The sequence below is a fragment of the Enterobacter sp. FB genome, assembly GCF_000805795.1.
In the GTDB taxonomy this organism is placed as follows: domain Bacteria; phylum Pseudomonadota; class Gammaproteobacteria; order Enterobacterales; family Enterobacteriaceae; genus Enterobacter; species Enterobacter roggenkampii.
The window spans coordinates 660,773-685,364 of the sequence record NZ_JSZC01000013.1; the positions used below are offsets into that span (position 1 = coordinate 660,773).

At 56.2% G+C, this 24,592-nt stretch carries 19 protein-coding genes and 1 pseudogene; 12 read left to right on the top strand and 8 right to left on the bottom strand.

The window, feature by feature from the left end:
* Positions 1 to 55: 55 nt before the first annotated feature.
* Complete coding sequence (gene cspD, locus PI91_RS10000; protein WP_008499993.1) at positions 56 to 277, bottom strand: cold shock-like protein CspD; 222 nt, start codon at positions 275 to 277, stop codon at positions 56 to 58.
* A gap of 267 nt (positions 278 to 544) precedes the next feature.
* Here cspD and clpS point away from each other — a divergent pair, with 267 nt between their 5' ends.
* Positions 545 to 865: an ATP-dependent Clp protease adapter ClpS gene (gene clpS, locus PI91_RS10005; RefSeq protein WP_006174393.1), complete on the top strand. Its 321-nt coding sequence runs from the start codon at positions 545 to 547 to the stop codon at positions 863 to 865.
* Positions 866 to 892: 27 nt separating this feature from the next.
* Complete coding sequence (gene clpA / locus PI91_RS10010) at positions 893 to 3,172, top strand: ATP-dependent Clp protease ATP-binding subunit ClpA (RefSeq protein WP_014831269.1); 2,280 nt, start codon at positions 893 to 895, stop codon at positions 3,170 to 3,172.
* Positions 3,173 to 3,378: 206 nt separating this feature from the next.
* On the opposite strand, the gene infA is transcribed toward clpA, so the two are convergent.
* The 6 genes and pseudogenes from infA to trxB form a co-directional block, all read right to left on the bottom strand.
* A complete protein-coding gene (gene infA, locus PI91_RS10015; RefSeq protein ID WP_002211347.1) occupies positions 3,379 to 3,597 on the bottom strand; it encodes a translation initiation factor IF-1 in 219 nt (72 codons plus the stop codon).
* Positions 3,525 to 3,698, bottom strand: a pseudogene (locus tag PI91_RS26615) (hypothetical protein); the annotation flags it as partial. The gene infA and the pseudogene PI91_RS26615, both read right to left, overlap by 73 nt.
* Before the next feature lie 183 nt (positions 3,699 to 3,881).
* Positions 3,882 to 4,586: a leucyl/phenylalanyl-tRNA--protein transferase gene (aat, locus tag PI91_RS10020; RefSeq protein WP_008499991.1), complete on the bottom strand. Its 705-nt coding sequence runs from the start codon at positions 4,584 to 4,586 to the stop codon at positions 3,882 to 3,884.
* 45 nt (positions 4,587 to 4,631) lie between these two features.
* Positions 4,632 to 6,353: a cysteine/glutathione ABC transporter ATP-binding protein/permease CydC gene (gene cydC, locus PI91_RS10025; protein WP_039266068.1), complete on the bottom strand. Its 1,722-nt coding sequence runs from the start codon at positions 6,351 to 6,353 to the stop codon at positions 4,632 to 4,634.
* The gene (cydD, locus tag PI91_RS10030) at positions 6,353 to 8,119 is read right to left on the bottom strand and encodes a cysteine/glutathione ABC transporter permease/ATP-binding protein CydD (RefSeq protein ID WP_039266070.1); all 1,767 of its coding nucleotides are present in this window, start codon (positions 8,117 to 8,119) and stop codon (positions 6,353 to 6,355) included. The genes cydC and cydD overlap by 1 nt, the downstream gene beginning before the upstream one ends.
* 114 nt (positions 8,120 to 8,233) lie before the next feature.
* Complete coding sequence (gene trxB / locus PI91_RS10035) at positions 8,234 to 9,202, bottom strand: thioredoxin-disulfide reductase (protein WP_021240886.1); 969 nt, start codon at positions 9,200 to 9,202, stop codon at positions 8,234 to 8,236.
* Positions 9,203 to 9,746: 544 nt separating this feature from the next.
* On the opposite strand from trxB, the gene lrp reads away from it, so the two are divergent.
* The 10 genes from lrp (at position 9,747) to PI91_RS10085 (ending at position 23,759) form a co-directional block, all read left to right on the top strand.
* Positions 9,747 to 10,241: a leucine-responsive transcriptional regulator Lrp gene (gene lrp / locus PI91_RS10040; RefSeq protein ID WP_000228469.1), complete on the top strand. Its 495-nt coding sequence runs from the start codon at positions 9,747 to 9,749 to the stop codon at positions 10,239 to 10,241.
* 135 nt (positions 10,242 to 10,376) lie between these two features.
* Positions 10,377 to 14,051, top strand: a complete 3,675-nt coding sequence (locus tag PI91_RS10045; RefSeq protein ID WP_039266071.1) for a DNA translocase FtsK 4TM domain-containing protein — start codon at positions 10,377 to 10,379, stop codon at positions 14,049 to 14,051.
* Between the two features lie 128 nt (positions 14,052 to 14,179).
* The gene (gene lolA / locus PI91_RS10050; RefSeq protein WP_021240884.1) at positions 14,180 to 14,794 is read left to right on the top strand and encodes an outer membrane lipoprotein chaperone LolA; all 615 of its coding nucleotides are present in this window, start codon (positions 14,180 to 14,182) and stop codon (positions 14,792 to 14,794) included.
* 9 nt (positions 14,795 to 14,803) lie between these two features.
* A complete protein-coding gene (gene rarA / locus PI91_RS10055; protein ID WP_008499984.1) occupies positions 14,804 to 16,147 on the top strand; it encodes a replication-associated recombination protein RarA in 1,344 nt (447 codons plus the stop codon).
* A 92-nt stretch (positions 16,148 to 16,239) separates the two neighbouring features.
* The gene (serS, locus tag PI91_RS10060) at positions 16,240 to 17,532 is read left to right on the top strand and encodes a serine--tRNA ligase (protein ID WP_008499983.1); all 1,293 of its coding nucleotides are present in this window, start codon (positions 16,240 to 16,242) and stop codon (positions 17,530 to 17,532) included.
* A gap of 211 nt (positions 17,533 to 17,743) precedes the next feature.
* A complete protein-coding gene (gene dmsA / locus PI91_RS10065) occupies positions 17,744 to 20,188 on the top strand; it encodes a dimethylsulfoxide reductase subunit A (RefSeq protein WP_039266072.1) in 2,445 nt (814 codons plus the stop codon).
* Positions 20,189 to 20,198: 10 nt separating this feature from the next.
* The gene (locus PI91_RS10070; protein ID WP_021240882.1) at positions 20,199 to 20,816 is read left to right on the top strand and encodes a DMSO/selenate family reductase complex B subunit; all 618 of its coding nucleotides are present in this window, start codon (positions 20,199 to 20,201) and stop codon (positions 20,814 to 20,816) included.
* A gap of 1 nt (position 20,817) precedes the next feature.
* Complete coding sequence (locus PI91_RS10075) at positions 20,818 to 21,681, top strand: dimethyl sulfoxide reductase anchor subunit family protein (protein WP_039266073.1); 864 nt, start codon at positions 20,818 to 20,820, stop codon at positions 21,679 to 21,681.
* A gap of 275 nt (positions 21,682 to 21,956) precedes the next feature.
* Entirely contained in the window at positions 21,957 to 23,105 is a 1,149-nt protein-coding gene (locus PI91_RS10080; protein ID WP_008499979.1) for an MFS transporter, read from the top strand.
* 123 nt (positions 23,106 to 23,228) lie between these two features.
* A complete protein-coding gene (locus tag PI91_RS10085; protein ID WP_021240880.1) occupies positions 23,229 to 23,759 on the top strand; it encodes an anti-virulence regulator CigR family protein in 531 nt (176 codons plus the stop codon).
* Between the two features lie 35 nt (positions 23,760 to 23,794).
* Here PI91_RS10085 and pflA read toward each other — a convergent pair whose 3' ends face one another.
* Entirely contained in the window at positions 23,795 to 24,535 is a 741-nt protein-coding gene (gene pflA / locus PI91_RS10090) for a pyruvate formate lyase 1-activating protein (RefSeq protein ID WP_008499976.1), read from the bottom strand.
* Positions 24,536 to 24,592 lie beyond the last annotated feature (57 nt).

Sequence of the window (24,592 nt, forward strand, 5' to 3'; positions counted from 1 at the left end):
GCCAGCCGATCGGGCTGGCATTTTGACTGCGGGATGTACACAATAAAACAGAGAGCTATGCAACCGTCTCTGCTTCAATGGGGACGATAAGGCTTGCATGATTGCCTTTTGGTCCCTGGTGGACATCGAACCGGACGGACTGCCCGGCTTTGAGCGTTCTGTAACCATCCATCTGAATGGTGGAATAGTGAGCGAAGATATCCTCGCCGCCGCCTTCGGGGCAGATGAAGCCAAACCCTTTGGCGTTGTTGAACCACTTAACAGTACCCATTTCCATGCTTCGACATCCTTCGTAAATCTTATAAGTTAAGATGGAATGAACCGGTGGTGGAGTGGGGGCTGTTCAAAACCTCGCCATCTCACGCTTGTACAATTTAGAGAAACGAAAGACGTCGTCAAGCGTTTGGCGCTGGAGATGGGACAATAATCAACCAAAGTTTGAAGCAGTTAACGCTATTGCAACAGTTTGTGACAGACATCGCGGATGACAGTAATAGATGATTGTTATCTAACATCTGAGGTAGATTCAAAGTGGTTATGCAAAATGGGTAAGACCAACGACTGGCTGGATTTTGACCAGCTGGCGGAAGACAAAGTGCGTGACGCGCTAAAACCGCCATCTATGTATAAAGTTATGTTAATGAACGATGATTACACGCCGATGGAATTTGTTATTGACGTGCTACAAAAGTTCTTTTCTTATGATGTAGAACGTGCAACGCAACTGATGCTTACCGTTCATTATCGTGGCAAAGCTATCTGCGGCATCTTCACAGCCGAAGTGGCGGAAACCAAAGTGGCGATGGTGAACGACTATGCGAGGGAGAACGAGCATCCGTTGCTGTGTACGCTGGAAAAGGCCTGATAAGGCATAAAATTGGGGGAGGTGCCTATGCTCAATCAAGAACTGGAACTCAGTTTAAACATGGCTTTCGCCAGAGCGCGTGAGCACCGACATGAGTTTATGACCGTCGAGCATTTACTGCTCGCACTGCTTAGCAACCCATCTGCCCGCGAAGCGCTGGAAGCCTGCTCCGTGGATCTGGTGGCGCTACGTCAGGAACTCGAAGCCTTCATTGAACAAACCACACCGGTGCTGCCAGCCAGTGAAGAGGAGCGCGACACGCAGCCGACGCTCAGCTTCCAGCGCGTGCTGCAGCGCGCGGTATTCCACGTCCAGTCTTCCGGACGTAGCGAAGTGACTGGCGCAAACGTCTTAGTCGCCATCTTCAGCGAGCAGGAGTCACAGGCTGCCTATCTGCTGCGCAAACACGAAGTCAGCCGCCTCGATGTGGTTAACTTTATCTCTCACGGAACGCGCAAAGACGAGCCTAACCAGGCATCGGATTCCAGCAATCAGGTCAATAACAATGAAGAGCAAGCAGGCGGGGAGGATCGTATGGAAAACTTCACCACCAACCTTAATCAGCTTGCTCGCGTTGGCGGTATCGACCCGCTGATTGGTCGCGATAAAGAGCTGGAGCGCGCGATCCAGGTGCTGTGCCGTCGCCGCAAGAACAACCCGCTGCTGGTGGGGGAATCTGGCGTGGGTAAAACCGCGATTGCCGAAGGCCTTGCCTGGCGCATTGTGCAGGGCGACGTACCGGAAGTGATTGCCGACTGCACCATCTACTCGCTGGACATCGGCTCGCTGCTGGCGGGCACCAAATACCGTGGTGATTTTGAAAAACGCTTCAAGGCGCTGTTAAAACAGCTGGAGCAGGACACCAACAGCATCCTGTTTATCGATGAAATCCACACCATCATCGGCGCAGGGGCGGCCTCCGGTGGCCAGGTGGATGCGGCTAACCTGATCAAACCGCTGCTCTCCAGCGGCAAGATCCGCGTGATTGGCTCCACCACCTACCAGGAGTTCAGCAACATCTTTGAGAAAGACCGTGCGCTGGCGCGCCGCTTCCAGAAAATCGACGTGACCGAACCGTCCGTCGAGGAAACGGTGCAGATCATCAACGGCCTGAAGCCGAAGTATGAAGCGCACCACGACGTGCGTTACACCGCGAAAGCGGTGCGTGCGGCGGTGGAGCTGGCGGTGAAATACATCAACGACCGTCATCTGCCGGATAAGGCGATTGACGTGATTGATGAGGCTGGGGCGCGTGCGCGACTGATGCCGGCCAGCAAGCGTAAGAAAACCGTTAACGTGGCGGATATTGAGTCCGTGGTGGCCCGCATCGCGCGTATCCCTGAGAAGAGCGTTTCTCAGAGCGACCGCGACACGCTGCGCACCCTTGGCAATCGCCTGAAAATGCTGGTCTTTGGTCAGGATAAAGCCATTGAGGCCTTAACCGAAGCGATCAAGATGGCCCGCGCAGGACTGGGGCATGAGCACAAGCCTGTCGGTTCCTTCCTGTTTGCCGGCCCGACCGGCGTGGGGAAAACCGAGGTAACGGTTCAGCTCTCCAAAGCGCTGGGCATTGAGCTGCTGCGCTTTGATATGTCCGAGTATATGGAGCGTCACACCGTCAGCCGTTTGATTGGTGCGCCTCCGGGCTACGTGGGCTTTGACCAGGGCGGCCTGCTCACCGACGCGGTGATCAAGCATCCGCACGCGGTACTGCTGCTCGATGAAATCGAGAAAGCGCACCCGGACGTGTTCAACATCCTGCTGCAGGTGATGGACAACGGGACGCTGACCGACAACAACGGGCGCAAGGCGGACTTCCGCAACGTGGTGCTGGTGATGACCACCAACGCCGGGGTACGTGAAACCGAGCGTAAATCCATCGGCCTGATCCACCAGGACAACAGCACCGATGCGATGGAGGAGATCAAGAAGATCTTCACGCCGGAGTTCCGTAACCGTCTGGACAACATTATCTGGTTCGATCACCTCTCTACCGAGGTGATCCATCAGGTCGTGGACAAGTTCATCGTCGAGCTGCAGGTTCAGCTGGATCAGAAAGGCGTGTCGCTGGAAGTAAGCCAGGAGGCCCGCAACTGGCTGGCCGAGAAAGGCTACGACCGTGCGATGGGGGCCCGTCCAATGGCGCGTGTGATTCAGGACAACCTGAAGAAACCGCTGGCGAACGAGCTGCTGTTTGGCTCGCTGGTGGACGGCGGCCAGGTGACCGTGGCGCTGGACCAGGCGAAGAACGAACTGACGTACGATTTCCAGAGTGCGGCGAAGCACAAGCCGGAAGCGGCTCACTGATTTCTTACGTAGGTCTTAAAAACCGGGCAATAGCCCGGTTTTTTTATGCCCGCTTTCGCCCTCTCCCTGTGGAAGAGGGCTGGGATGAGGCCACCAGGTTGCCAAAAAATACATCCCCCGGCATAGCCAAATTAAAGCCACAAATAAAAAAGGCCGGGTTTAACCCGACCTTTTAAATATTCATCTGCCATTACAGGCGAAAACAATTAGCGACTACGGAAGACAATGCGGCCTTTGCTCAGGTCGTACGGGGTCAGTTCAACAGTCACTTTGTCGCCCGTCAAAATGCGGATGTAGTTTTTGCGCATTTTACCGGAGATGTGCGCAGTTACCACGTGACCGTTTTCCAGCTCTACGCGAAACATGGTATTAGGTAACGTATCAAGTACGGTACCCTGCATTTCAATATTGTCTTCTTTGGCCATCTAATCCTCTGGGGTATCACTACCAAGTTTTGAACCGGCAAGATAATGCCGAAATTCATCAATTAAGTAAAGAATTGCGCGTTTGAAACGCAGCAAAACAGTTTCGGCGCATTGCCCAAGCGTCACGGTACAACCGAACGGAAAGCGCATTCGTAAAGGGGATACAACAGGATAAACGTCAGGACGTTATCTGAAGCGAAGGTCCCAAACGGCGGCGGGGCAACAGGCAGAAGCTACTCTGCGGCGTAATTATAACACCCTCACAAAAAATATGCGGAAAACATTTAGGCATTGGGCATAAAGAGCGTTCTCGGTATCCAGAAGTCGCGCGGGAGCTTTTCCTGACGGCTGGCATCCAGATGCTCGATGTACTGGCGTCGCGGTATCTCAACGGCGCCGAGGGAAGCCGTGTGCTCATTGAGCACCTGACAATCGATCAGGCGTCCGCCGCGCTGGGCAAACGCCTGGCAGAAGACCAGCAGCGCCGTTTTCGAGGCGTTAACCGCGCGGGAGAACATCGACTCACCACAAAACAGCGTCCCCTGCGCCACGCCATACATGCCGCCGACCAGTGCTCCGCCGTCCCACACCTCAATGGAGTGCGCGTAGCCAAGCTCGTGAAGCTGGTGGTAAGCGGTAATGATATCGCGGGTTATCCATGTTCCCTCAAACCGGTCTTCGGCACAGCCTTCAATGACCTGACCAAAGGCGTGGTTCAGGGTGACGCGGTACGGTGATTTTGCATGGAAACGCTTCATGCTGCGGCTCAGGTGAAACTGCTCTGGCCACAGCACGGCACGCGGATCGGGAGACCACCATAAAATCGGGTCGCCGGGAGAAAACCAGGGGAAGATGCCGCGCTGGTACGCCATCAACAGCCGCGCAGGGCTGAGGTCACCACCAAGGGCCAGCAGCCCATTGGGCTCACGCAGCGCCCCTTCAGGAGAAGGGAACGCGATGTTATGACGAGAAAGCTGGACCAGGCGCATGACAGCAAAACTCCAGTACGCGAGTGAGGACGCTACAAATATAGTCTACAGACGCTGTTTAAACTGGAAGTAGCGACCCTGTTTCGCCAACAGCTCTGCGTGACTACCTTGCTCAATAATGTGTCCGTTGTCCATCACAATTATCCGATCAAAACTCGCCAGTCCGCGCAGGCGGTGCGTGACCATCAGGACGGTTTTACCGGTCATGACATTGGCCAGCAAATCAAGGATTTGGCTCTCGGTCGTGGCATCCAGCCCTTCGGTGGGTTCGTCAAGCAGCATCAGCGGCGCATCGTGCAGCAGCGCGCGCGCAATCGCCAGACGGCGCAGCTCTCCGCCGGAAAGCTGACGACCGCCTTCACCGAGCCAGCTGTTCAGTCCATCGCCCTCAAGCAGCTTATGCAGACCGACCTGTTCCAGCACGGCGCGAAGCGCATCATCAGAGGCCTCTGGCGCAGCCAGCAGCAGGTTATCACGCAGGGTGGCGCTAAACAGATGCACGCGCTGCGGAACGACGCTGACGGTTTTGCGCAGGGCCTGCTCGCTGAAATCGGTCAGCAACGTATTATTAAAACGAATCTGACCGCGCTGCGGGTCCCAGGCGCGGGTCAACAGCTGCAGCAGCGTCGATTTACCGCAGCCGGTACGGCCGAGGATCGCAATCCGCTGACCGGCATTCACAGAAAGGGTGATACCGTCCAGCGCGTTCTGCGCCTGTTTGTCATAGCTGAAGGTAACATCTTCAAGCGTCAGCGCAACCTGCTCAGGGACAGCGGTCTGCCCGGCACTGAACGTGACTTCAGGCTCCTGCTCGGCAATCTGGGTGATGCGCAGGGCAGAGGCGATGACCTGTCCCAGATGCTGGAAGGCGCCCGTCACCGGAGCCAGCGCTTCAAATGCGGCCAGCGCACAGAAAACGAAAAGGGCAATAAGCGGACCCGGCTGTGTGTTTCCCCCAATATCGCCGGAAGCCAGCCACAGCATGGCAATCACCGCCACGCCGCCGATCAGCATCATCAGCGCCTGAGAGAAGGCCGTCAGCTCCGACTGACGGCGCTGGGCCTCATGCCAGTTCAGCTCCGTACTTTCCATCCGCGCGCGGTAGCGCTTGCTGGCACCAAAAATGGTCAGCTCTGCCTGCCCCTGAAGCCAGGCGGTCAGCTGCTGGCGGTAGTCCCCGCGCAGGCGCGTCAGGTTTTCCCCGGTGGATTTCCCGGCGCGGTAAAACAGCGGCGGCAGAACGATAAGCGTCAGCAGCATGATCCCGCCCAGCGTCAGCGCAACGGGAACATCCAGAACAGACAGCCCCAGCGTGACCACCACAATCACCACAAACGCGCCCACGATAGGGGAAATCACGCGCAGGTAAAGGTGATCCAGCGTGTCAACGTCCGCCACCACGCGGTTAAGCAACTCGCCCTGACGAAAACGCGCCAGCCCGGCAGGGGAGAGGGGCAGCAGTTTGCTGAAGGTATAGATACGCAGGTGCTGCAGTACGCGGAAAGTGGCGTCGTGGCTGACCAGCCGTTCGAAATAGCGTCCGGCAGTACGGGTGATGGCGGTACCGCGAACCCCGGCGGCCGGAAGCATATAGTTGAAGCTGTATAATCCGGCGAACCCCGCGACGGCCGAGGCCGACAGGAACCAGCCGGAAAGCGTGAGCAGGCCGATGCTGGCGAGCAGCGTGATAATCGCCAGCACAATCCCCAGCGTCAGCATCCATTTGTGGCGTTTATAGAGCGCAAGATAAGGCAGCAGAGCGCGCATCAGATATCCTCCTGACGGTTTGCCAGCAGGGTCGCAAATGGCCCCTGGGCGGCAACGAGAGAGGCGTAGTCGCCTTGCTCAACAATACGGCCGTTTTCCATGACCCAGATCTGGTCCCAGTCGGCAATCCCTTCCAGCTGGTGGGTGACCATCAGGGTGGTTTGCTGCAGGGAGGCGGCGTTAAGCGCTTCCATGACGCGCTGCTCGCTGTGTGCGTCAAGGCTGGCTGCGGGCTCGTCCAGCAGCATTAGCTGGCATGGGTTAAGCAGCGCGCGTGCAACGGCCACACGCTGCGCCTGCCCGACCGACAGCCCGGCGGACTGGTCGCCGACTACGGTATCCACCCCTTGCGGCAGCAGCGGCAGAAATTCGCTGACCCAGGCGCGGTCGAGAACCGATTGCAGTTCATCTTCTCGCGCGTCCGGGCGCGCCAGAAGCACGTTTTCACGCAGCGTCGCGGCGGGAAGCTGCGGGTTTTGGCCTACCCAGCTGAGCTGTTTACGCCAGGCGTCAGGATCAAGGTTGCGCAGTTCGGTTTTGTTGATTCGCAGTGAACCCGTGTAGGCCATAAAACCGGATAGCGCGTTCAGCAGAGAACTTTTCCCGGAACCGCTGATGCCGACAAGCACCACGCGTTGTCCGGCAGGTAAGGTAAAGTTCAGCGGACCGGCGAGCACTTTGCCTTCGGGCGACAGAATGGAAAAGTCCTGCGCTTCAATGGTCACGGAGTCTTTAGCATTCAGCGTTACATCACCGCGCTCCGGGTGGGCCAGCGGCGTTTCCAGGAACGTTTTCAGGCTATCGGCGGCGCCAACCGCCTGGGCTTTGGCGTGATAGAAGGTCCCCAGATCGCGAAGCGGCTGGAAAAACTCCGGCGCCAGGATCAGCGCCAGGAACCCGGCGGAAAGGGTCACCGCCGTGCCGTAATGGCCGAAATCCAGCGCGCCGAGGTAGGAGAAGCCGAAGTAGACCGCCACGAGGGCAATCGACAGTGAGGTGAAGAATTCCAGTACGCCGGAGGACAGGAAGGCGAGGCGTAACACTTCCATGGTGCGCTGACGAAAGTCCTGCGACGCCAGGCGAATATTTTCAGTTTCTGCTTCACCGCGGCCAAAAATGCGTAACGTCTCCATGCCGCGCAGGCGATCGAGAAAATGACCGCTCAAGCGACCCAGTGCCAGGAAGTTTCGGCGGTTGGCATCCGCGGCCCCCATCCCGACCAGCGCCATAAAAAGCGGGATCAGCGGGGCGGTGCCCAGCAGAATTAGCGCTGCCATCCAGTTCACCGGGAAAATGGCGATCACGATCAGCAGCGGAACGAAGACGGCAAGGGCCATCTGCGGCAGATAGCGCGCGTAGTAGTCATGCATATCGTCAATCTGCTCAAGGATCAGCGTCGCCCAGCTACCGGCCGGTTTACCCTGGATCCACGCGGGCCCGGCTTCCTGAAGCCTGTCGAGCACCTGACGGCGGATCTCGTAGCGGATGTGCTGTCCGGCGTGAAAACCGACGCGCTCACGCAGCCACACCACCCAGGCGCGCAGGATAAAAATCAGGATCAGGACAATAAAGGGCAGCAGGAGCGCTTCGCGGGGAATGTTCTCCATGATCATGTGATTAAGAATGCGGGCCAGCAGCCATGCCTGGGCAACAATCAACAGACCGCTGATGAAACCCAAAATACGGGAAATCGTAAGCCAGCGGCGGGAAAGAACGCTTTGCTGTTTCAGCCAGCGTGTTAACTCTTGTTGACGGGTTTTTTCCATTGCGTACTTTGCAGGTGACGTTATTAGAAGTTGGGCAGCGCAATGTTACAACGGGGAGACAATAAAGGCGACTTATCGCCGCCTTTATTTACGTTTGTTACTGACTTGTAAAGATTATTTACCTTGTTCAGCCAGTCCATCGAGGTAGCGTTCAGCATCCAGCGCGGCCATACAGCCGGTGCCCGCAGAGGTGATCGCCTGACGGTAAATATGGTCCATCACGTCGCCGGCCGCGAATACGCCCGGGATGCTGGTTTGAGTCGCATTACCGTGAATGCCGGACTGCACTTTGATGTAGCCGTTTTCCAGCTCCAGTTGGCCTTCGAAGATTGCGGTGTTCGGGCTGTGGCCGATAGCCACGAACAGACCCGCCACTTCCAGCGTTTCGACGTTATCGGTGTTCTGGGTATCACGGATACGCAGACCGGCAACGCCCATCTGGTCGCCCGTCACCTCTTCCAGGGTGCGGTTGGTGTGCAGCACGATGTTGCCGCTTGCCACTTTGTCCATCAGGCGTTTGATCAGGATCTTCTCCGCGCGGAAGGTCTCGCGACGGTGGATCAGGTGCACTTCAGAGGCAATGTTGGCCAGATAAAGCGCTTCTTCCACCGCGGTGTTACCGCCGCCGATAACCGCGACTTTCTGGTTGCGATAGAAGAAACCGTCGCAGGTGGCGCAGGCAGAAACCCCGCGGCCTTTAAACGCTTCTTCGGATGGCAGACCGAGATAACGGGCAGAGGCGCCGGTAGCGATGATCAGCGCGTCACAGGTGTATTCACCGCTGTCACCCGTCAGGCGGAACGGACGGTTCTGCAGGTCGACCTTGTTGATGTGATCGAACAGAATTTCGGTTTCGAATTTAGCGGCATGCTCGTGCATGCGCTCCATCAGCAGCGGCCCGGTCAGGTCGTTCGGGTCCCCTGGCCAGTTTTCCACTTCGGTGGTGGTGGTCAGCTGACCGCCTTTTTCCATGCCGGTGATGAGTACCGGGTGCAGGTTAGCGCGTGCAGCGTAGACCGCCGCGGTATATCCCGCAGGTCCAGAACCAAGGATTAGCAGCTTACTGTGTTTGGCCGTGCCCATGAGATCCCCATTGTTGTTGGCAGACATTTGGCTGGATTGTAGGGAATTTGTTGCCGTAAAAAAAGAGCGCAGCAATTTTGATATCAATCTGTGTAATAGCCGTGGACGATGAATCGCGCGCGATAACATCACGCTTTCTTAAGAAAACCGGTCGTTTATAAGGCAATAAAATGAGGATTAATACCCTGTCGTAATGAATATCCGGCATGTTGTACTAAAAAACGATGTTTTGCTTTGACAATCCCCTGCGCTTTTGCGAAAACATTCAAGGAAGAAAAAAAACCGCGTTAACCGTATGCCGCATAGGCATGCACGTAAATGCCATTTTTACCGGGTCAGTGAAATCTACGCATGGCGTGGACAGACGCCATACGTGATGTCGGTGACAGCCTTCGGGCAACGGTCTTCTTACCAACAGAACCCGAATCCGCATCGCGTCTAATACAAAACCAGGCGATGTGATGACTAACGGGTACAGGCTCTGAACAGTGATGTGCACAGGGTCCAGGCAGGAGTAGGGAAGGAATACAGAGAGACAATAATAATGGTAGATAGCAAGAAGCGCCCTGGCAAAGATCTCGACCGTATCGATCGTAACATTCTGAATGAATTGCAAAAGGATGGGCGTATTTCCAACGTCGAGCTTTCAAAACGTGTGGGACTTTCCCCGACGCCGTGCCTTGAGCGTGTGCGCCGACTGGAAAGACAGGGTTTTATTCAGGGCTATACGGCTCTGCTGAACCCGCATTATCTGGATGCCTCACTTCTGGTATTTGTTGAGATTACTCTGAATCGTGGTGCGCCGGATGTGTTTGAGCAATTTAACGCCGCTGTACAAAAACTTGAAGAAATTCAAGAGTGTCATCTGGTGTCCGGTGATTTCGACTACCTGTTGAAAACCCGTGTGCCTGATATGTCCGCCTACCGTAAGCTGCTGGGGGAAACCCTGTTGCGTCTGCCGGGCGTGAACGACACCCGTACTTATGTGGTAATGGAAGAGGTCAAACAGAGCAATCGTCTGGTTATTAAGACGCGCTAACACGGAACAGGTGCAAAATCAGCGTAGTTTGATTACACTCCTGTTAATCCATACAGCAACAGTGCCGGGGAGTCCCGGCGCTGTTGTCCGTTTTAGCAAACAGGCAGGATATGCCTGATACCTGGAGAGCCTTTCTTGAGCCAGGAATACACTGAAGACAAAGAAGTCACACTATCGAAGCTAAGCAGCGGACGTCGTCTCCTCGAGGCTTTGCTGATTGTTATTGCCCTTTTTGCCGTCTGGCTGATGGCAGCCTTACTCAGTTTCAACCCCTCTGATCCCAGCTGGTCACAAACTGCATGGCATGAGCCTATCCATAATTTAGGCGGTGTCCCCGGTGCCTGGCTTGCGGACACGCTGTTTTTCATTTTCGGTGTGATGGCCTACACCCTTCCCGTCATTATCATTGGCGGATGCTGGTTTGCGTGGCGTCATCGTCAGAACGATGATTACATCGACTATTTCGCCGTCTCGCTGCGCCTGATTGGCGCGCTGGCGCTGATTCTCACTTCCTGCGGGCTGGCAGCGATCAATGCGGATGATATCTGGTACTTCGCCTCTGGCGGGGTAATCGGCAGCTTATTAAGTTCCGCGCTTCAGCCGATGCTGCACAGCAGCGGCGGCACGCTGGCGCTGCTGTGCATCTGGGCCGCCGGGCTGACGCTGTTTACCGGCTGGTCCTGGGTGAGCATTGCCGAGAAAATTGGCAGCTTTATCCTCACCATTCTGACCTTCGCCAGTAACCGTACCCGTCGTGACGATACGTGGGTGGATGAAGACGTATACGAAGATGAAGAGGAAGACGATGCGCCTGTGCAGCGTCGCGAGTCTCGTCGTGCCCGAATTCTGCGCGGTGCGCTGGCGCGTCGCCAGCGTGTTGCTGAGAAATTTGCCAACCCGCTGGGCCGTAAAACCGATGCGGCGCTCTTCTCCGGTAAACGCATGGATGAAGACGAGCAGGTTGAGTATCGTGCAGCAGGTACCGCCGTCGATCCTGATGATGTGCTTTTTTCCGGTAGCCGTGCCACGCCGGGTGACTTCGACGAATACGATCCACTGTTGAACGGCCACTCGGTTACCGAGCCGGTTGCGGCTGCCGCCGCCGCGACGACCGCTGCGCAGGCGTATGCCGCGCCTGTCGACGCCGTGATGCCATCCGCGCCGGTCCCGCCGCCGGAATCCGTTATTCAGCAACCTCAGGTTGACTGGCAGACTGCGCCGGGTGTTCACACGCCGGAGCCCGTTATTGCGCCTGAACCTGAAAGCTACATCCCCGTGCAGCAGGAACAGTGGCAGCAGCCTTATCAGCCGCCGCAGCCTGAGTATGCACCGCAGCAATATCAGCAGCCAGTGTCCCAGCCTTATCAGGAGTACGTGCCTGAACCCGTTGAACCTGTGCAGCCTTACGTGGCACCGCAGCCTGAACCTGAGCCTGAAATCGTGGAAGAGGTGAAGCCTGCTCGTCCGCCGCTATACTATTTCGAAGAAGTCGAAGAGCGTCGTGCGCGTGAACGCGAACAGCTGGCCGCCTGGTATCAGCCTGTGCCTGAACCGGTGCAGGAGCCGGTTACGAAGGCGCCTTCTGTTTCCGTTCCGCCGGTCGACCCGACGCCTGCTGTAGCACCCGTAGCGGAAGGCGTTAAGCAGGCTACTGCGGCCGCAGCAGCGGCGGCACCGGTCTTTAGCCTGGCAACAGGGGGCGCACCGCGTCCTCAGGTGAAAGAGGGGATTGGTCCGCAACTGCCTCGTCCTAACCGCGTCCGCGTGCCAACTCGCCGCGAGCTTGCGTCTTATGGCATCAAGCTGCCTTCCCAGCGCATGGCTGAAGAAAAAGCGCGCGAGTCTGAGTACGACGATGAGGCTGATGAAATGCAGCAGGACGAGCTGGCCCGCCAGTTCGCTGCGCAGCAGAATCAGCGCTACGGTCAAGACTATCAGCACGACGAACCTGCGCTGGAAGACGAAGATGATGCGGCAGAAGCTGAATTAGCGCGCCAGTTTGCGGCAACGCAGCAGCAGCGTTACTCCGGTGAACAGCCGGCAGGGGCAAATCCGTTCTCGCTGTCGGACTTTGAATTCTCGCCGATGAAAGATCTGGTGGATGATGGCCCAAGCGAGCCTTTATTTACACCGAGCGTGATGCCGGAAGCGGAGCCTGTGCGCCAGCAGACACCATCGACCTACGCACAGCAACCTGTTCAACAGCCGTATGTGCAACCACAGCAGCCGCAGCAACAGCAGTTCCAGCAGCCTGCGCCACAGCCGCAGGAGAGCCTGATTCACCCGCTGCTGATGCGTAACGGTGACAGCCGTCCGCTGCAGCGTCCAAGCACGCCCCTGCCGTCGCTGGACCTGCTGACGCCGCCGCCGTCAGAAGTGGAGCCGGTCGATACCTTCGCGCTGGAGCAGATGGCCCGTCTGGTTGAAGCCCGTCTGGCTGACTTCCGTATCAAGGCGGACGTGGTGAACTACTCGCCGGGTCCGGTGATCACCCGTTTTGAACTGAACCTGGCGCCGGGCGTAAAAGCCGCGCGTATTTCCAACCTGTCCCGCGACCTGGCGCGTTCTCTGTCAACCGTGGCGGTGCGCGTGGTGGAAGTGATACCGGGCAAACCGTACGTTGGTCTTGAGCTGCCGAACAAGAAACGTCAGACCGTCTACCTGCGTGAAGTGCTGGATAACACCAAGTTCCGTGATAACCCATCTCCACTGACCGTGGTGCTGGGTAAAGATATCGCTGGCGATCCGGTGGTGGCAGACCTCGCAAAAATGCCTCACCTGCTGGTCGCGGGTACCACCGGTTCCGGTAAGTCCGTCGGTGTGAACGCCATGATCCTCAGCATGCTCTATAAAGCGCAGCCGGAAGATGTGCGTTTCATCATGATCGACCCGAAAATGCTCGAACTGTCGGTCTATGAAGGTATTCCACATCTGCTGACTGAAGTGGTCACCGACATGAAAGACGCCGCCAACGCCCTGCGCTGGAGCGTGAATGAGATGGAACGCCGCTACAAGCTGATGTCTGCGCTGGGCGTGCGTAACCTGGCCGGCTATAACGAGAAAATCGCCGAAGCGGCGCGCATGGGCCGTCCGATTCCGGATCCGTACTGGAAGCCGGGTGACAGCATGGATGCCCAGCATCCGGTGCTGGAAAAACTGCCTTATATCGTGGTGCTGGTCGACGAATTCGCTGACCTGATGATGACCGTCGGTAAGAAAGTGGAAGAGCTGATTGCCCGTCTGGCGCAGAAAGCGCGTGCGGCCGGTATTCACCTTGTGCTGGCGACCCAGCGTCCTTCCGTAGACGTTATCACCGGTCTGATTAAAGCGAACATCCCGACGCGTATCGCCTTTACCGTATCAAGTAAAATTGACTCCCGTACCATTCTTGACCAGGGCGGTGCAGAGTCGCTGCTGGGAATGGGTGACATGCTCTATTCCGGGCCGAACTCCACCTCTCCGGTGCGTGTTCACGGCGCGTTCGTGCGCGACCAGGAAGTGCACGCGGTCGTGCAGGACTGGAAAGCGCGCGGTCGTCCGCAATACGTCGATGGCATCACCAGCGATACGGAAAGCGAAGGCGGCGGCGGTGGCTTTGACGGCGGTGAAGAGCTGGATCCGTTATTCGATCAGGCGGTGAATTTCGTTACCGAAAAACGTAAAGCGTCTATCTCCGGCGTACAGCGTCAGTTCCGCATCGGCTATAACCGCGCTGCGCGCATTATCGAGCAGATGGAAGCGCAGGGCATTGTGAGCGAGCAGGGGCATAACGGTAACCGCGAGGTGCTGGCTCCGCCACCGTTTGATTAACCTTTCGCGATTGCAAAGAAGGGTAAATCAGCCAAAATTAAGCATTTTCTTCTGTCGCCTGCCTCCGGGCAGGCCCAGAATAGAAGACGGAAACCCCATTTCGGGAAGACGTATTTTAAGGAATAACAATGAAAAAAATCGCCATCGCCTGTGCATTACTCACCAGTTTTGTCGCCAGCAGCGTCTGGGCTGATGCAGCCAGCGACCTTAAAAGCCGACTGGATAAAGTAAGCAGCTTCCACGCCAGCTTCACGCAGAAAGTGACGGACGGCAGCGGCAACGCGGTGCAGGAAGGTCAGGGGGACTTGTGGGTAAAACGCCCAAATCTGTTTAACTGGCACATGACCCAGCCGGATGAAAGCATCCTGGTGTCTGACGGTAAAACCTTATGGTTCTACAACCCGTTCGTTGAGCAGGCTACTGCGACCTGGCTGAAAGATGCCACCAGCAATACGCCATTTATGCTGATTGCCCGTAACCAGGCCAGCGACTGGCAGCAGTACAATATTAAACAGACGGGTGACGAGTTTGTCCTTACGCCGAAAGGCAGCAACGGCAACCTGAAGCAGTTCACCATCAATGTCAGCACCAACGGTACCATTAATCAGTTCGGCGCGGTTGAGCAGGACGATCAGCGTAGCAGCTATCAGCTCAAATCTCAGCAGAACGGCGCCGTTGATGCATCGAAGTTCACCTTTACCCCGCCGAAGGGCGTAACGGTGGACGACCAACGCAATAAGTAAGAGGCGTGAGTGGGCAATCTGTCGCTCGATTTTTCAGATAACGCGTTTCAACCTCTGGCCGCCCGTATGCGGCCAGAAAATTTAGCGCAGTACATCGGTCAGCAGCACCTGCTGGCTGCCGGGAAGCCCTTGCCGCGCGCCATTGAGGCGGGGCATTTGCACTCCATGATCCTCTGGGGCCCCCCAGGCACCGGCAAGACTACGCTTGCAGAAGTGATTGCCCGTTATGCCAACGCGGACGTTGAGCGTATCTCAGCGGTGACGTCCGGCGTGAAGGAGATCCGTGAGGCTATCGAGCGTGCGCGTCAGAACCGCAACGCCGGACGCCGCACCATTCTTTTTGTCGACGAAGTCCATCGCTTCAACAAGAGCCAGCAGGATGCCTTCCTGCCGCATATTGAAGACGGCACGATCTTCTTCATTGGGGCGACCACCGAAAACCCGTCGTTTGAGCTGAACTCGGCGCTGCTTTCCCGTGCGCGCGTTTATCTGCTCAAATCGCTGACGACCGAGGATATCGAAAAGGTTCTCACTCAGGCGATGGACGACAAATCGCGCGGCTACGGCGGACAGGATATCGTGCTGCCTGACGAGACGCGTCGTGCGATTGCCGAGCTGGTTAACGGCGATGCGCGTCGGGCGCTGAACACGCTGGAAATGATGGCCGACATGGCCGAGGTCGACGATGCCGGCAAGCGGGTGCTAAAACCGGAACTGCTCACCGAAATTGCCGGGGAACGCAGCGCGCGTTTCGATAATAAAGGTGACCGTTTTTACGATTTGATTTCGGCGCTGCATAAGTCCGTGCGCGGCAGTGCGCCGGATGCGGCGCTGTACTGGTATGCGCGTATTATTACTGCGGGTGGCGATCCGCTATACGTCGCGCGCCGCTGTCTGGCGATTGCCTCAGAAGATGTCGGCAATGCCGACCCGCGTGCCATGCAGGTCGCGCTGTCGGCCTGGGACTGTTTCACCCGGGTTGGACCCGCAGAAGGTGAGCGCGCCATTGCGCAGGCGATTGTTTATCTGGCCTGTGCGCCGAAAAGCAATGCCGTCTATACCGCGTTTAAGGCCGCGATGTCTGACGCACGCGAACGCCCGGACTACGATGTACCGGTTCATCTGCGTAATGCGCCGACCAAACTGATGAAAGAGATGGGGTATGGGCAGGAATACCGCTACGCTCATGATGAACCCAATGCCTACGCTGCCGGGGAGGAATATTTCCCGCAGGAGATGGCACAAACGCGCTATTATCACCCCACAAACAGAGGTCTTGAAGGCAAGATTGGTGAAAAGCTCACCTGGCTCGCCGGACAGGATCAAAATAGCCCTATAAAACGCTACCGTTAGTTCAATCGTTGCGGTAATGTTGGCAATTGTATCCTTGTGGCCGCAGGCTGTGGTCACATTTCCTATTTTAATTCGATAAGCACAGGATAAGCATGCTCGATCCCAATCTGCTGCGTAATGAGCCAGACGCAGTCGCTGAAAAACTGGCACGCCGGGGCTTTAAGCTGGATGTAGATAAGCTGCGCGCTCTTGAAGAGCGTCGTAAAGTACTGCAGGTACAAACTGAAAATCTGCAGGCAGAGCGTAACTCTCGATCGAAATCCATCGGCCAGGCGAAAGCGCGCGGGGAAGATATTGAGCCATTACGCCTGGAAGTGAACAAGCTGGGTGAAGAACTGGATCAGGCTAAAGCTGAACTGGATGTTCTTCAGGCCGAAATTCGTGATATTGCCCTGGCTATCCCGAATATTCCTGACGACAGCGTGCCTGTCGGTAAAGATGAAAACGACAACGTTGAAGTGAAACGCTGGGGTACGCCTCGTGAGTTTGACTTTGAAGTGCGCGATCACGTGACGCTGGGCGAAATGCACGCGGGCCTGGATTTTGCGGCTGCTGTTAAGCTGACCGGCTCTCGCTTCGTGGTAATGAAAGGCCAGATTGCCCATCTGCACCGTGCGCTGGCGCAGTTCATGCTGGATCTGCACACCGAGCAGCATGGCTACAGCGAAACCTATGTGCCGTATCTGGTCAACCACGATACGCTGTACGGTACGGGCCAGCTGCCGAAATTTGCCGGCGACCTGTTCCATACCCGTCCGCTGGACGAGGAAGCAGACAGCAGCAACTACGCGCTGATCCCAACCGCGGAAGTGCCGCTGACTAACCTCGTGCGTGATGAGATCATCGACGAAGACGACCTGCCAATCAAACTGACGGCGCACTCTCCGTGCTTCCGTTCTGAAGCAGGCTCTTACGGGCGCGACACGCGCGGTCTGATCCGTATGCACCAGTTCGACAAAGTTGAGATGGTGCAGATCGTCCGTCCTGAAGAATCCATGGACGCGCTGGAAGAGATGACCGGCCACGCTGAAAAAGTGCTGGAGCTGCTGGGTCTGCCATACCGTCGTATGGCGCTGTGCACCGGTGATATGGGCTTTGGTGCTTGCAAAACCTTCGATCTGGAAGTGTGGGTACCTGCGCAGAATACTTACCGTGAAATCTCCTCCTGCTCTAACGTCTGGGATTTCCAGGCGCGCCGCATGCAGGCACGTTGCCGCAGCAAATCTGATAAGAAAACCCGTCTGGTGCATACCCTGAACGGTTCTGGCCTGGCTGTGGGCCGTACCCTGGTTGCCGTGCTGGAAAACTATCAGCAGGCAGACGGTCGTATCGAGATCCCTGAAGTGCTGCGTCCATACATGAAAGGCCAGCAGTACATCGGCTAATAATTTGTCTTAAAACAAAAAAGCGCCTCAGGGCGCTTTTTTTATGCCTTTGGTTTGATACGACGCAATAACCTCTCCCTCTAAAGTAGTAATACTCCTTCGAATGAAAGTCAGCATAAAAAGCTGATAACGATAATATTCGTTATATATAAAACTACATAGCGGTTTGCGCCGCCTCTCTTTTCTTTGTGAGCAACCAAAGTGAGTCTCTATGAAAATCAACGCGCCTGAAGCATTAATGGCTGCCGAGGTCACTCGCCGTGGGTTGATGAAAACCACGGCAATAGGCGGCCTGGCTGTAGCCAGTAGTGCCTTCACGCTCCCTTTTACCCGACTGGCGTCGGCGGCAGATGCTCTGTCTCCGGCCACTTCGCCGGAAAAAGTGGTGTGGAGTGCCTGTACCGTTAACTGCGGTAGCCGTTGTCCGCTGCGTATGCATGTGGTGGATGGCGAAATTAAATATGTCGAAACCGACAATACCGGGGACGATAACTACGAAGGGTTACATCAGGTTCGTGCGTGTTTGCGTGGTCGCTCCATGCGTCGCCGCGTCTATAATCCGGACCGCCTGAAATATCCGATGAAGCGTGTCGGTAAGCGTGGGGAAGGGAAGTTCGAGCGGATTAGCTGGGATGAGGCCTACGACATCATCGCCACCAATATGCAGCGCCTTATTAAAGAGTACGGCAACGAATCCATCTACCTGAACTACGGTACCGGGACGCTCGGCGGCACGCTGACCCGTTCCTGGCCGCCGGGAAAAACGCTGGTGGCGCGCCTGATGAACTGCTGCGGCGGTTATCTCAATCACTATGGCGACTACTCCTCGGCGCAGATCGCAGCGGGACTGAACTACACCTACGGCGGCTGGGCGGACGGCAACAGCCCGTCAGATATCGAAAACAGCAAGCTGGTCGTGCTGTTTGGTAACAACCCGGGGGAAACCCGCATGAGCGGTGGCGGGGTAACCTACTACCTCGAACAGGCGCGCGCCAAATCCAATGCCCGCATGATCATCATCGATCCGCGCTATACCGACACCGGTGCCGGACGTGAAGACGAGTGGATCCCAATACGTCCGGGTACCGATGCGGCCCTGGTCTCAGCGCTGGCGTGGGTGATGATCACCGAGAACCTCGTCGATCAGCCTTTCCTGGATAAATACTGCGTCGGCTATGACGAGAAAACCCTGCCAGCCAGCGCACCGGCAAACGGACATTACAAAGCTTACATTCTCGGTCAGGGTAGCGATGGCGTGGCAAAAACGCCGGAGTGGGCGTCCACCATCACCGGCATCCCGGCAGAGCGTATCGTTCAGCTGGCGCGTGAGATTGGCTCAGCCAAACCAGCTTACATTAGCCAGGGCTGGGGTCCGCAGCGTCATGCGAACGGTGAAATTGCGACCCGTGCCATTTCCATGCTCTCTATTCTGACCGGCAACGTCGGTATTCACGGCGGTAACACCGGCGCGCGTGAAGGCTCATATGAAGTGCCGTTTGAACGTATGCCAACGCTGGATAACCCGGTTCAGACCAGCATCTCCATGTTTATGTGGACCGATGCGATTGAACGTGGCCCGGAAATGACCGCCCTGCGCGACGGCGTGCGTGGTAAGGACAAGCTGGACGTGCCGATCAAGATGATCTGGAACTACGCCGGCAACTGTCTCATCAACCAGCACTCTGAAATCAACCGCACCCATGAAATCCTGCAGGACGACAAGAAGTGCGAGATGATTGTGGTGATCGATTGTCACATGACCTCCTCGGCAAAATATGCCGATATCCTGCTGCCGGACTGCACCGCCTCTGAGCAGATGGATTTCGCGCTGGACGCCTCCTGCGGCAACATGTCCTACGTGATCTTTACCGACCAGGCGATTAAACCGCGCTTCGAGTGCAAAACCATTTATGAGATGACCTCTGAGCTGGCGAAACGTCTAGGCGTTGAGCAGCAGTTCACCGAGGGGCGTACTCAGGAAGGGTGGATGCGCCATCTGCATGAACTCTCCCGTAAGGCAATTCCTGACCTCCCTGACTTTGATACCTTCCGCAAGCAGGGGATGTACAAACAGCGCGATCCGGAAGGACACCACGTGGCGTACAAAGCGTTCCGTGAAGATCCGCAGGCGAACCCGCTGACCACGCCGTCGGGCAAAATCGAAATCTATTCCGAAGCGCTGGAAAAAATCGCCTCCACCTGGGAGCTGCCGGAAGGGGATGTTATCGATCCACTGCCGATCTACACGCCGGGCTTTGAAAACTATAACGATCCGCTGACGGCGAAATTCCCGCTGCAATTGACCGGTTTCCACTACAAAGCGCGTGTTCACTCCACCTACGGTAACGTCGACGTGCTGAAAGCCGCCTGCCGCCAGGAGATGTGGATCAACCCGATGGACGCGAAAGCGCGCGGCATCAGCAATGGCGATCGCGTGCGCATCTTCAACGGTCGCGGCGAGGTGCATATTGAAGCCAAAGTCACCCCGCGCATGATGCCCGGCGTGGTGGCGTTAGGGGAAGGGGCCTGGTACAGCCCGGATGCCAACCGCATCGACCAGGCGGGCAGTATTAACGTACTGACCACACAGCGTCCGTCGCCGCTGGCGAAGGGTAACCCATCCCACACTAACCTTGTCCAGGTTGAAAAGGTTTAAGGAGTAACCGATGACAACTCAGTATGGATTTTTTATTGATTCCAGCCGTTGTACCGGGTGCAAAACCTGCGAGCTGGCCTGCAAAGATTACAAAGACCTGACGCCGGACGTGAGCTTCCGTCGCATCTACGAATACGCCGGGGGCGACTGGCAGGAAGATAACGGCGTCTGGCATCAGAACGTCTTTGCGTATTACCTGTCAATTGCCTGTAACCACTGTGAAGATCCCGCTTGTACAAAAGTCTGCCCGAGCGGGGCGATGCACAAGCGAGAAGACGGTTTTGTGGTGGTGGATGAAGATGTCTGCATTGGCTGTCGCTACTGCCATATGGCCTGTCCGTACGGCGCGCCGCAGTACAACGCCGCTAAAGGCCACATGACCAAATGCGACGGCTGCCACACCCGCGTAGCGGATGGCAAAAAGCCGATTTGCGTTGAGTCCTGTCCGCTGCGCGCGCTGGACTTCGGCCCGATTGAAGAGCTGCGTCAAAAACACGGTCAGCTTGCCGCAGTGGCACCACTGCCGTCTGCGCACTTCACGAAGCCGAGTATTGTGATTAAACCTAACGCCAACAGCCGTCCTACAGGTGACACCACCGGCTACCTGGCAAATCCGAAGGAGGTGTGAGATGGGAAGTGGATGGCATGAATGGCCGCTGATGATCTTCACGGTCTTTGGTCAGTGCGTAGCGGGCGGCTTCACTGTGCTCGCGCTGGCGTTGTTGAAAGGTCGTCTCAATGCTGAACAGCAGCAGCGCCTGGTGTTGAGTATGTTTGGCCTGTGGGTGCTGATGGGGATCGGCTTTATCGCCTCTACGCTGCACCTGGGTTCGCCGATGCGCGCGTTTAACTCTCTGAACCGCGTGGGGGCCTCATCACTGAGTAACGAGATTGCCAGTGGCGCAATTTTCTTTGCCGTCGGTGGGATGGGCTGGCTGCTGGCCGCTATGAAGAAGTTGCCTGCGGGTCTGCGCAGCCTGTGGCTGATTGTGACCATGGTGCTGGGCGTGGTGTTCGTGTGGATGATGATACGTGTCTATAACACCATCGATACCGTCCCCACCTGGTACAGCGTCTGGACGCCAATGAGCTTCTTCCTGACGATGTTTATTGGCGGGCCGCTGCTGGGCTACCTGCTGCTGCGCGTGGCGGGTGTCGACGGATGGGCAATGCGTCTGCTACCCGCTGTTTCGCTGCTGGCGCTGGTAGTGAGTGCGATAGTCGCCCTGATGCAGGGTTCTGAACTGGCAACCATTCACAGCTCTATTCAGCAGGCCTCTGCCCTGGTGCCGGACTACGGTGCGCTGATGGCCTGGCGTATCGTTCTGCTGGTCGCCGCGCTGGTATTCTGGATTGCCCCTCAGCTCAAAGGTTATCAGCCGGCGCTGCCGCTGCTGTCACTGGCTTTTGTGCTGGTACTGGCGGGTGAACTGATTGGTCGCGGCGTGTTCTACGGGTTGCATATGACCGTTGGTATGGCTGTCGCCAGTTAACGTTGCATTTGGTTATATCAAGCCGGGCCAGAGTGCCCGGCTTTTTCTTTTTTCGATCATGAAATTTTTCAACTGTCGTTTTGTTTTAATTTTCCCCATTAATAAATGAAAACAGAGACATAATTAATATCTATAGCAGGCGTGGCATTAGCAGGATAAGTTTTTTAAATCGACAGGGAACATATTGTGCGAGGCGGCTAAATCAGTGGATTGACTTTGTTTTTGCCAGTGGCATGATGCGCACGAAATCTGAACTTCCTCGCGGTTTTTAATCCATGACCACCTATACCCGGCCAGTGCTGCTGTTGCTCTGTGGCCTGCTTTTGTTGACCCTGGCGATCGCAGTGTTAAATACGCTCGTCCCGCTGTGGCTCGCCCATGAAAACTTACCGACCTGGCAGGTGGGTATGGTCAGCTCATCCTTTTTTACCGGGAACCTGCTGGGTACGCTGGTGACCGGGAGCCTGATCAAGCGCTTTGGCTTTAACCGCAGCTATTATCTGGCCTCGCTGATTTTCGCCGCCGGATGTGCGGGGCTGGGCCTGATGGTCGGCTTCTGGAGCTGGATGGCATGGCGCTTTATCGCCGGCGTTGGCTGCGCGATGATTTGGGTGGTCGTTGAAAGTGCGCTGATGTGCAGCGGGACCTCCCGCAACCGCGGACGCCTGCTGGCTGCCTACATGATGGTTTACTATGTCGGCACCGTGCTGGGACAACTGATGGTGAGTAAGCTGCCAACCGACCTGATGAGCGTTCTGCCGTGGGTAACGGGCATGGTGCTGGCCGCAATCCTGCCGCTGCTCTTTACGCGCATTGTGAACCAGAACAGTGAACACCAGGAAGCAACCCACGTCTGGCCCATGCTGAGACTGCGTCAGGCGCGTCTGGGCGTTAACGGCTGCATTATCTCGGGGATTGTACTGGGCTCGCTCTATGGCCTGATGCCGCTTTATCTGAACCATCAGGGCGTCAGCGACTCCGGAATTGGCTTCTGGATGGCGGTGATGGTGAGTGCGGGTATTGTTGGACAATGGCCAATAGGCCGTCTGGCTGATCGCTTTGGCCGTCTGCTGGTGCTGCGCGTTCAGGTCTTCGTGGTGATCATGGGATGCCTCGCCATGCTCAGCAATGCCGCGATGGCACCTGCGCTGTTTATTCTTGGGGCGGCAGGTTTCACGCTTTATCCGGTCGCGATGGCGTGGGCCTGTGAGAAAGTTGAGCATCACCAGCTCGTGGCAATGAACCAGGCGCTGTTACTGAGCTATACCATCGGCAGCTTATTAGGGCCGACGTTTACCGCGATGCTGATGCAAAATTATTCCGACAATTTACTGTTTATCATGATCGCCAGCGTGTCGTTTATTTATCTCTTAATGCTGCTGCGTAAAGCGGGCGAACATCCAACGCCTGTGGCACACGCCTGATTAAATAAAAGCCTGTCATCGACAGGCTTTTTTGTCCCTGTCACATATAAGACTTTTACGTATTGTTTGTTTTTCCCGCCTGGCGATAATTCAAATGAGTTCTACCACTAAAAGGCAACAATCATGTCTATACGTCGTTTTTCCACTACCGCACTTGCCGTAGTGTTGTCTTTAACGTTTGCAGCGGCTCCGGTCATGGCTAATCCTGGCAACGGGAACGGCGGTGGTCACGGAAACGGTGGCGGACAAGGTAATGGCGGCAATCATGGTAACGGGAATTCTGGTAACTCCGGTAACCATGGTAATAAGCAAAATAGCGGACAGGATAACCCTGGAAAATCGGATAAGAACTTCAAAAACAGCAAAGATGTCGGTAATGACGTTGATGCTCGCGTGAGCTTCGATCATGTCCGTCATCTGGCCGTGAATTACGGCTTAACGGGCTATAAGTCACTGCCCCCGGGGATCGCAAAAAACCTGGCGCGCGGTAAACCACTGCCTCCGGGTATTGCGAAGAAGGCCGTTCCGGCCTCAATGCTGGACCAGCTTCCTTCCTATCCCGGCTATGAATGGCGCGTAGTGGGTGACGACCTGGTCTTAATTGCGCTGAGTACTGCGATTGTGACTTCCGTTATTAACGGCGTCTTTAAATAGAATAAAAAAGGCCCGGTTCTCACCGAGCCTTTTCTTTAATACATCACTTTGTGACCGTACTGTTCAAGAATACCTTTGACGCGTTCCATCGTCTCTTTTTTCGGCGGCTTCACGCCATCAAGCTTGTACTCTTCACCCATGGCCACCCATTTATGTTTACCCAGCTCATGATAGGGCAGAAGCTCGATTTTCTCGACGTTGCCCATGTCGCGGGTAAATTCTCCCAGGCGGTGCGCGGAGTCGTCGTCATCTGACCAGCCAGGAACAACCACGTAGCGGATCCAGGTTTTGATGCCCTTGTCGGCAATGTATTTGGCAAACTCCAGCGTGCGGTGGTTGGAGACGCCCACCAGATTCTGGTGGATCTCATCATTCATCTGTTTGAGATCGAGCATCACCAGATCGGTCACTTCGAGCAGTTCATCAATCACCGGATCGTAGCGACGTACAAAGCCGTTGGTGTCGAGGCAGGTATGAATGCCTTCTTTATGGCAGGCGCGGAACCAGTCGCGGACAAACTCAGCCTGAAGAATGGCTTCACCGCCGGACGCGGTCACACCGCCGCCGGAGGCGTTCATAAAGTGGCGATAGGTCACCACCTCTTTCATCAGATCGTCGACGGTGACTTCTTTACCGCCGTGCGTGTCCCAGGTGTCGCGGTTATGGCAGTACAGGCAGCGCATCAGGCAGCCCTGGAAAAAGGTGATAAAGCGGATACCCGGGCCATCGACGGTGCCACAGGATTCAAAGGAGTGAATACGACCAATAGTTGACATTGCGGTGATATCTCCATCATCGGCCCGTCCGGGGCCTGTGTATGCACAGCTCAAAGC

What these genes read in the sequence shown, in the direction of transcription:
- cspD (WP_008499993.1), bottom strand. Translation starts at nt 277, where the DNA reads ATGGAAATGGGTACTGTTAAGTGGTTCAACAACGCCAAAGGGTTTGGC.
- cydD (WP_039266070.1), bottom strand. Translation starts at nt 8,119, where the DNA reads ATGGAAAAAACCCGTCAACAAGAGTTAACACGCTGGCTGAAACAGCAA.
- clpA (WP_014831269.1), top strand. Translation starts at nt 893, where the DNA reads ATGCTCAATCAAGAACTGGAACTCAGTTTAAACATGGCTTTCGCCAGA.
- PI91_RS10080 (WP_008499979.1), top strand. Translation starts at nt 21,957, where the DNA reads ATGACCACCTATACCCGGCCAGTGCTGCTGTTGCTCTGTGGCCTGCTT.
- PI91_RS10085 (WP_021240880.1), top strand. Translation starts at nt 23,229, where the DNA reads ATGTCTATACGTCGTTTTTCCACTACCGCACTTGCCGTAGTGTTGTCT.
- infA (WP_002211347.1), bottom strand. Translation starts at nt 3,597, where the DNA reads ATGGCCAAAGAAGACAATATTGAAATGCAGGGTACCGTACTTGATACG.
- dmsA (WP_039266072.1), top strand. Translation starts at nt 17,744, where the DNA reads ATGAAAATCAACGCGCCTGAAGCATTAATGGCTGCCGAGGTCACTCGC.
- lrp (WP_000228469.1), top strand. Translation starts at nt 9,747, where the DNA reads ATGGTAGATAGCAAGAAGCGCCCTGGCAAAGATCTCGACCGTATCGAT.
- aat (WP_008499991.1), bottom strand. Translation starts at nt 4,586, where the DNA reads ATGCGCCTGGTCCAGCTTTCTCGTCATAACATCGCGTTCCCTTCTCCT.
- trxB (WP_021240886.1), bottom strand. Translation starts at nt 9,202, where the DNA reads ATGGGCACGGCCAAACACAGTAAGCTGCTAATCCTTGGTTCTGGACCT.
- clpS (WP_006174393.1), top strand. Translation starts at nt 545, where the DNA reads ATGGGTAAGACCAACGACTGGCTGGATTTTGACCAGCTGGCGGAAGAC.
- PI91_RS10075 (WP_039266073.1), top strand. Translation starts at nt 20,818, where the DNA reads ATGGGAAGTGGATGGCATGAATGGCCGCTGATGATCTTCACGGTCTTT.
- lolA (WP_021240884.1), top strand. Translation starts at nt 14,180, where the DNA reads ATGAAAAAAATCGCCATCGCCTGTGCATTACTCACCAGTTTTGTCGCC.
- serS (WP_008499983.1), top strand. Translation starts at nt 16,240, where the DNA reads ATGCTCGATCCCAATCTGCTGCGTAATGAGCCAGACGCAGTCGCTGAA.
- cydC (WP_039266068.1), bottom strand. Translation starts at nt 6,353, where the DNA reads ATGCGCGCTCTGCTGCCTTATCTTGCGCTCTATAAACGCCACAAATGG.
- pflA (WP_008499976.1), bottom strand. Translation starts at nt 24,535, where the DNA reads ATGTCAACTATTGGTCGTATTCACTCCTTTGAATCCTGTGGCACCGTC.
- PI91_RS10070 (WP_021240882.1), top strand. Translation starts at nt 20,199, where the DNA reads ATGACAACTCAGTATGGATTTTTTATTGATTCCAGCCGTTGTACCGGG.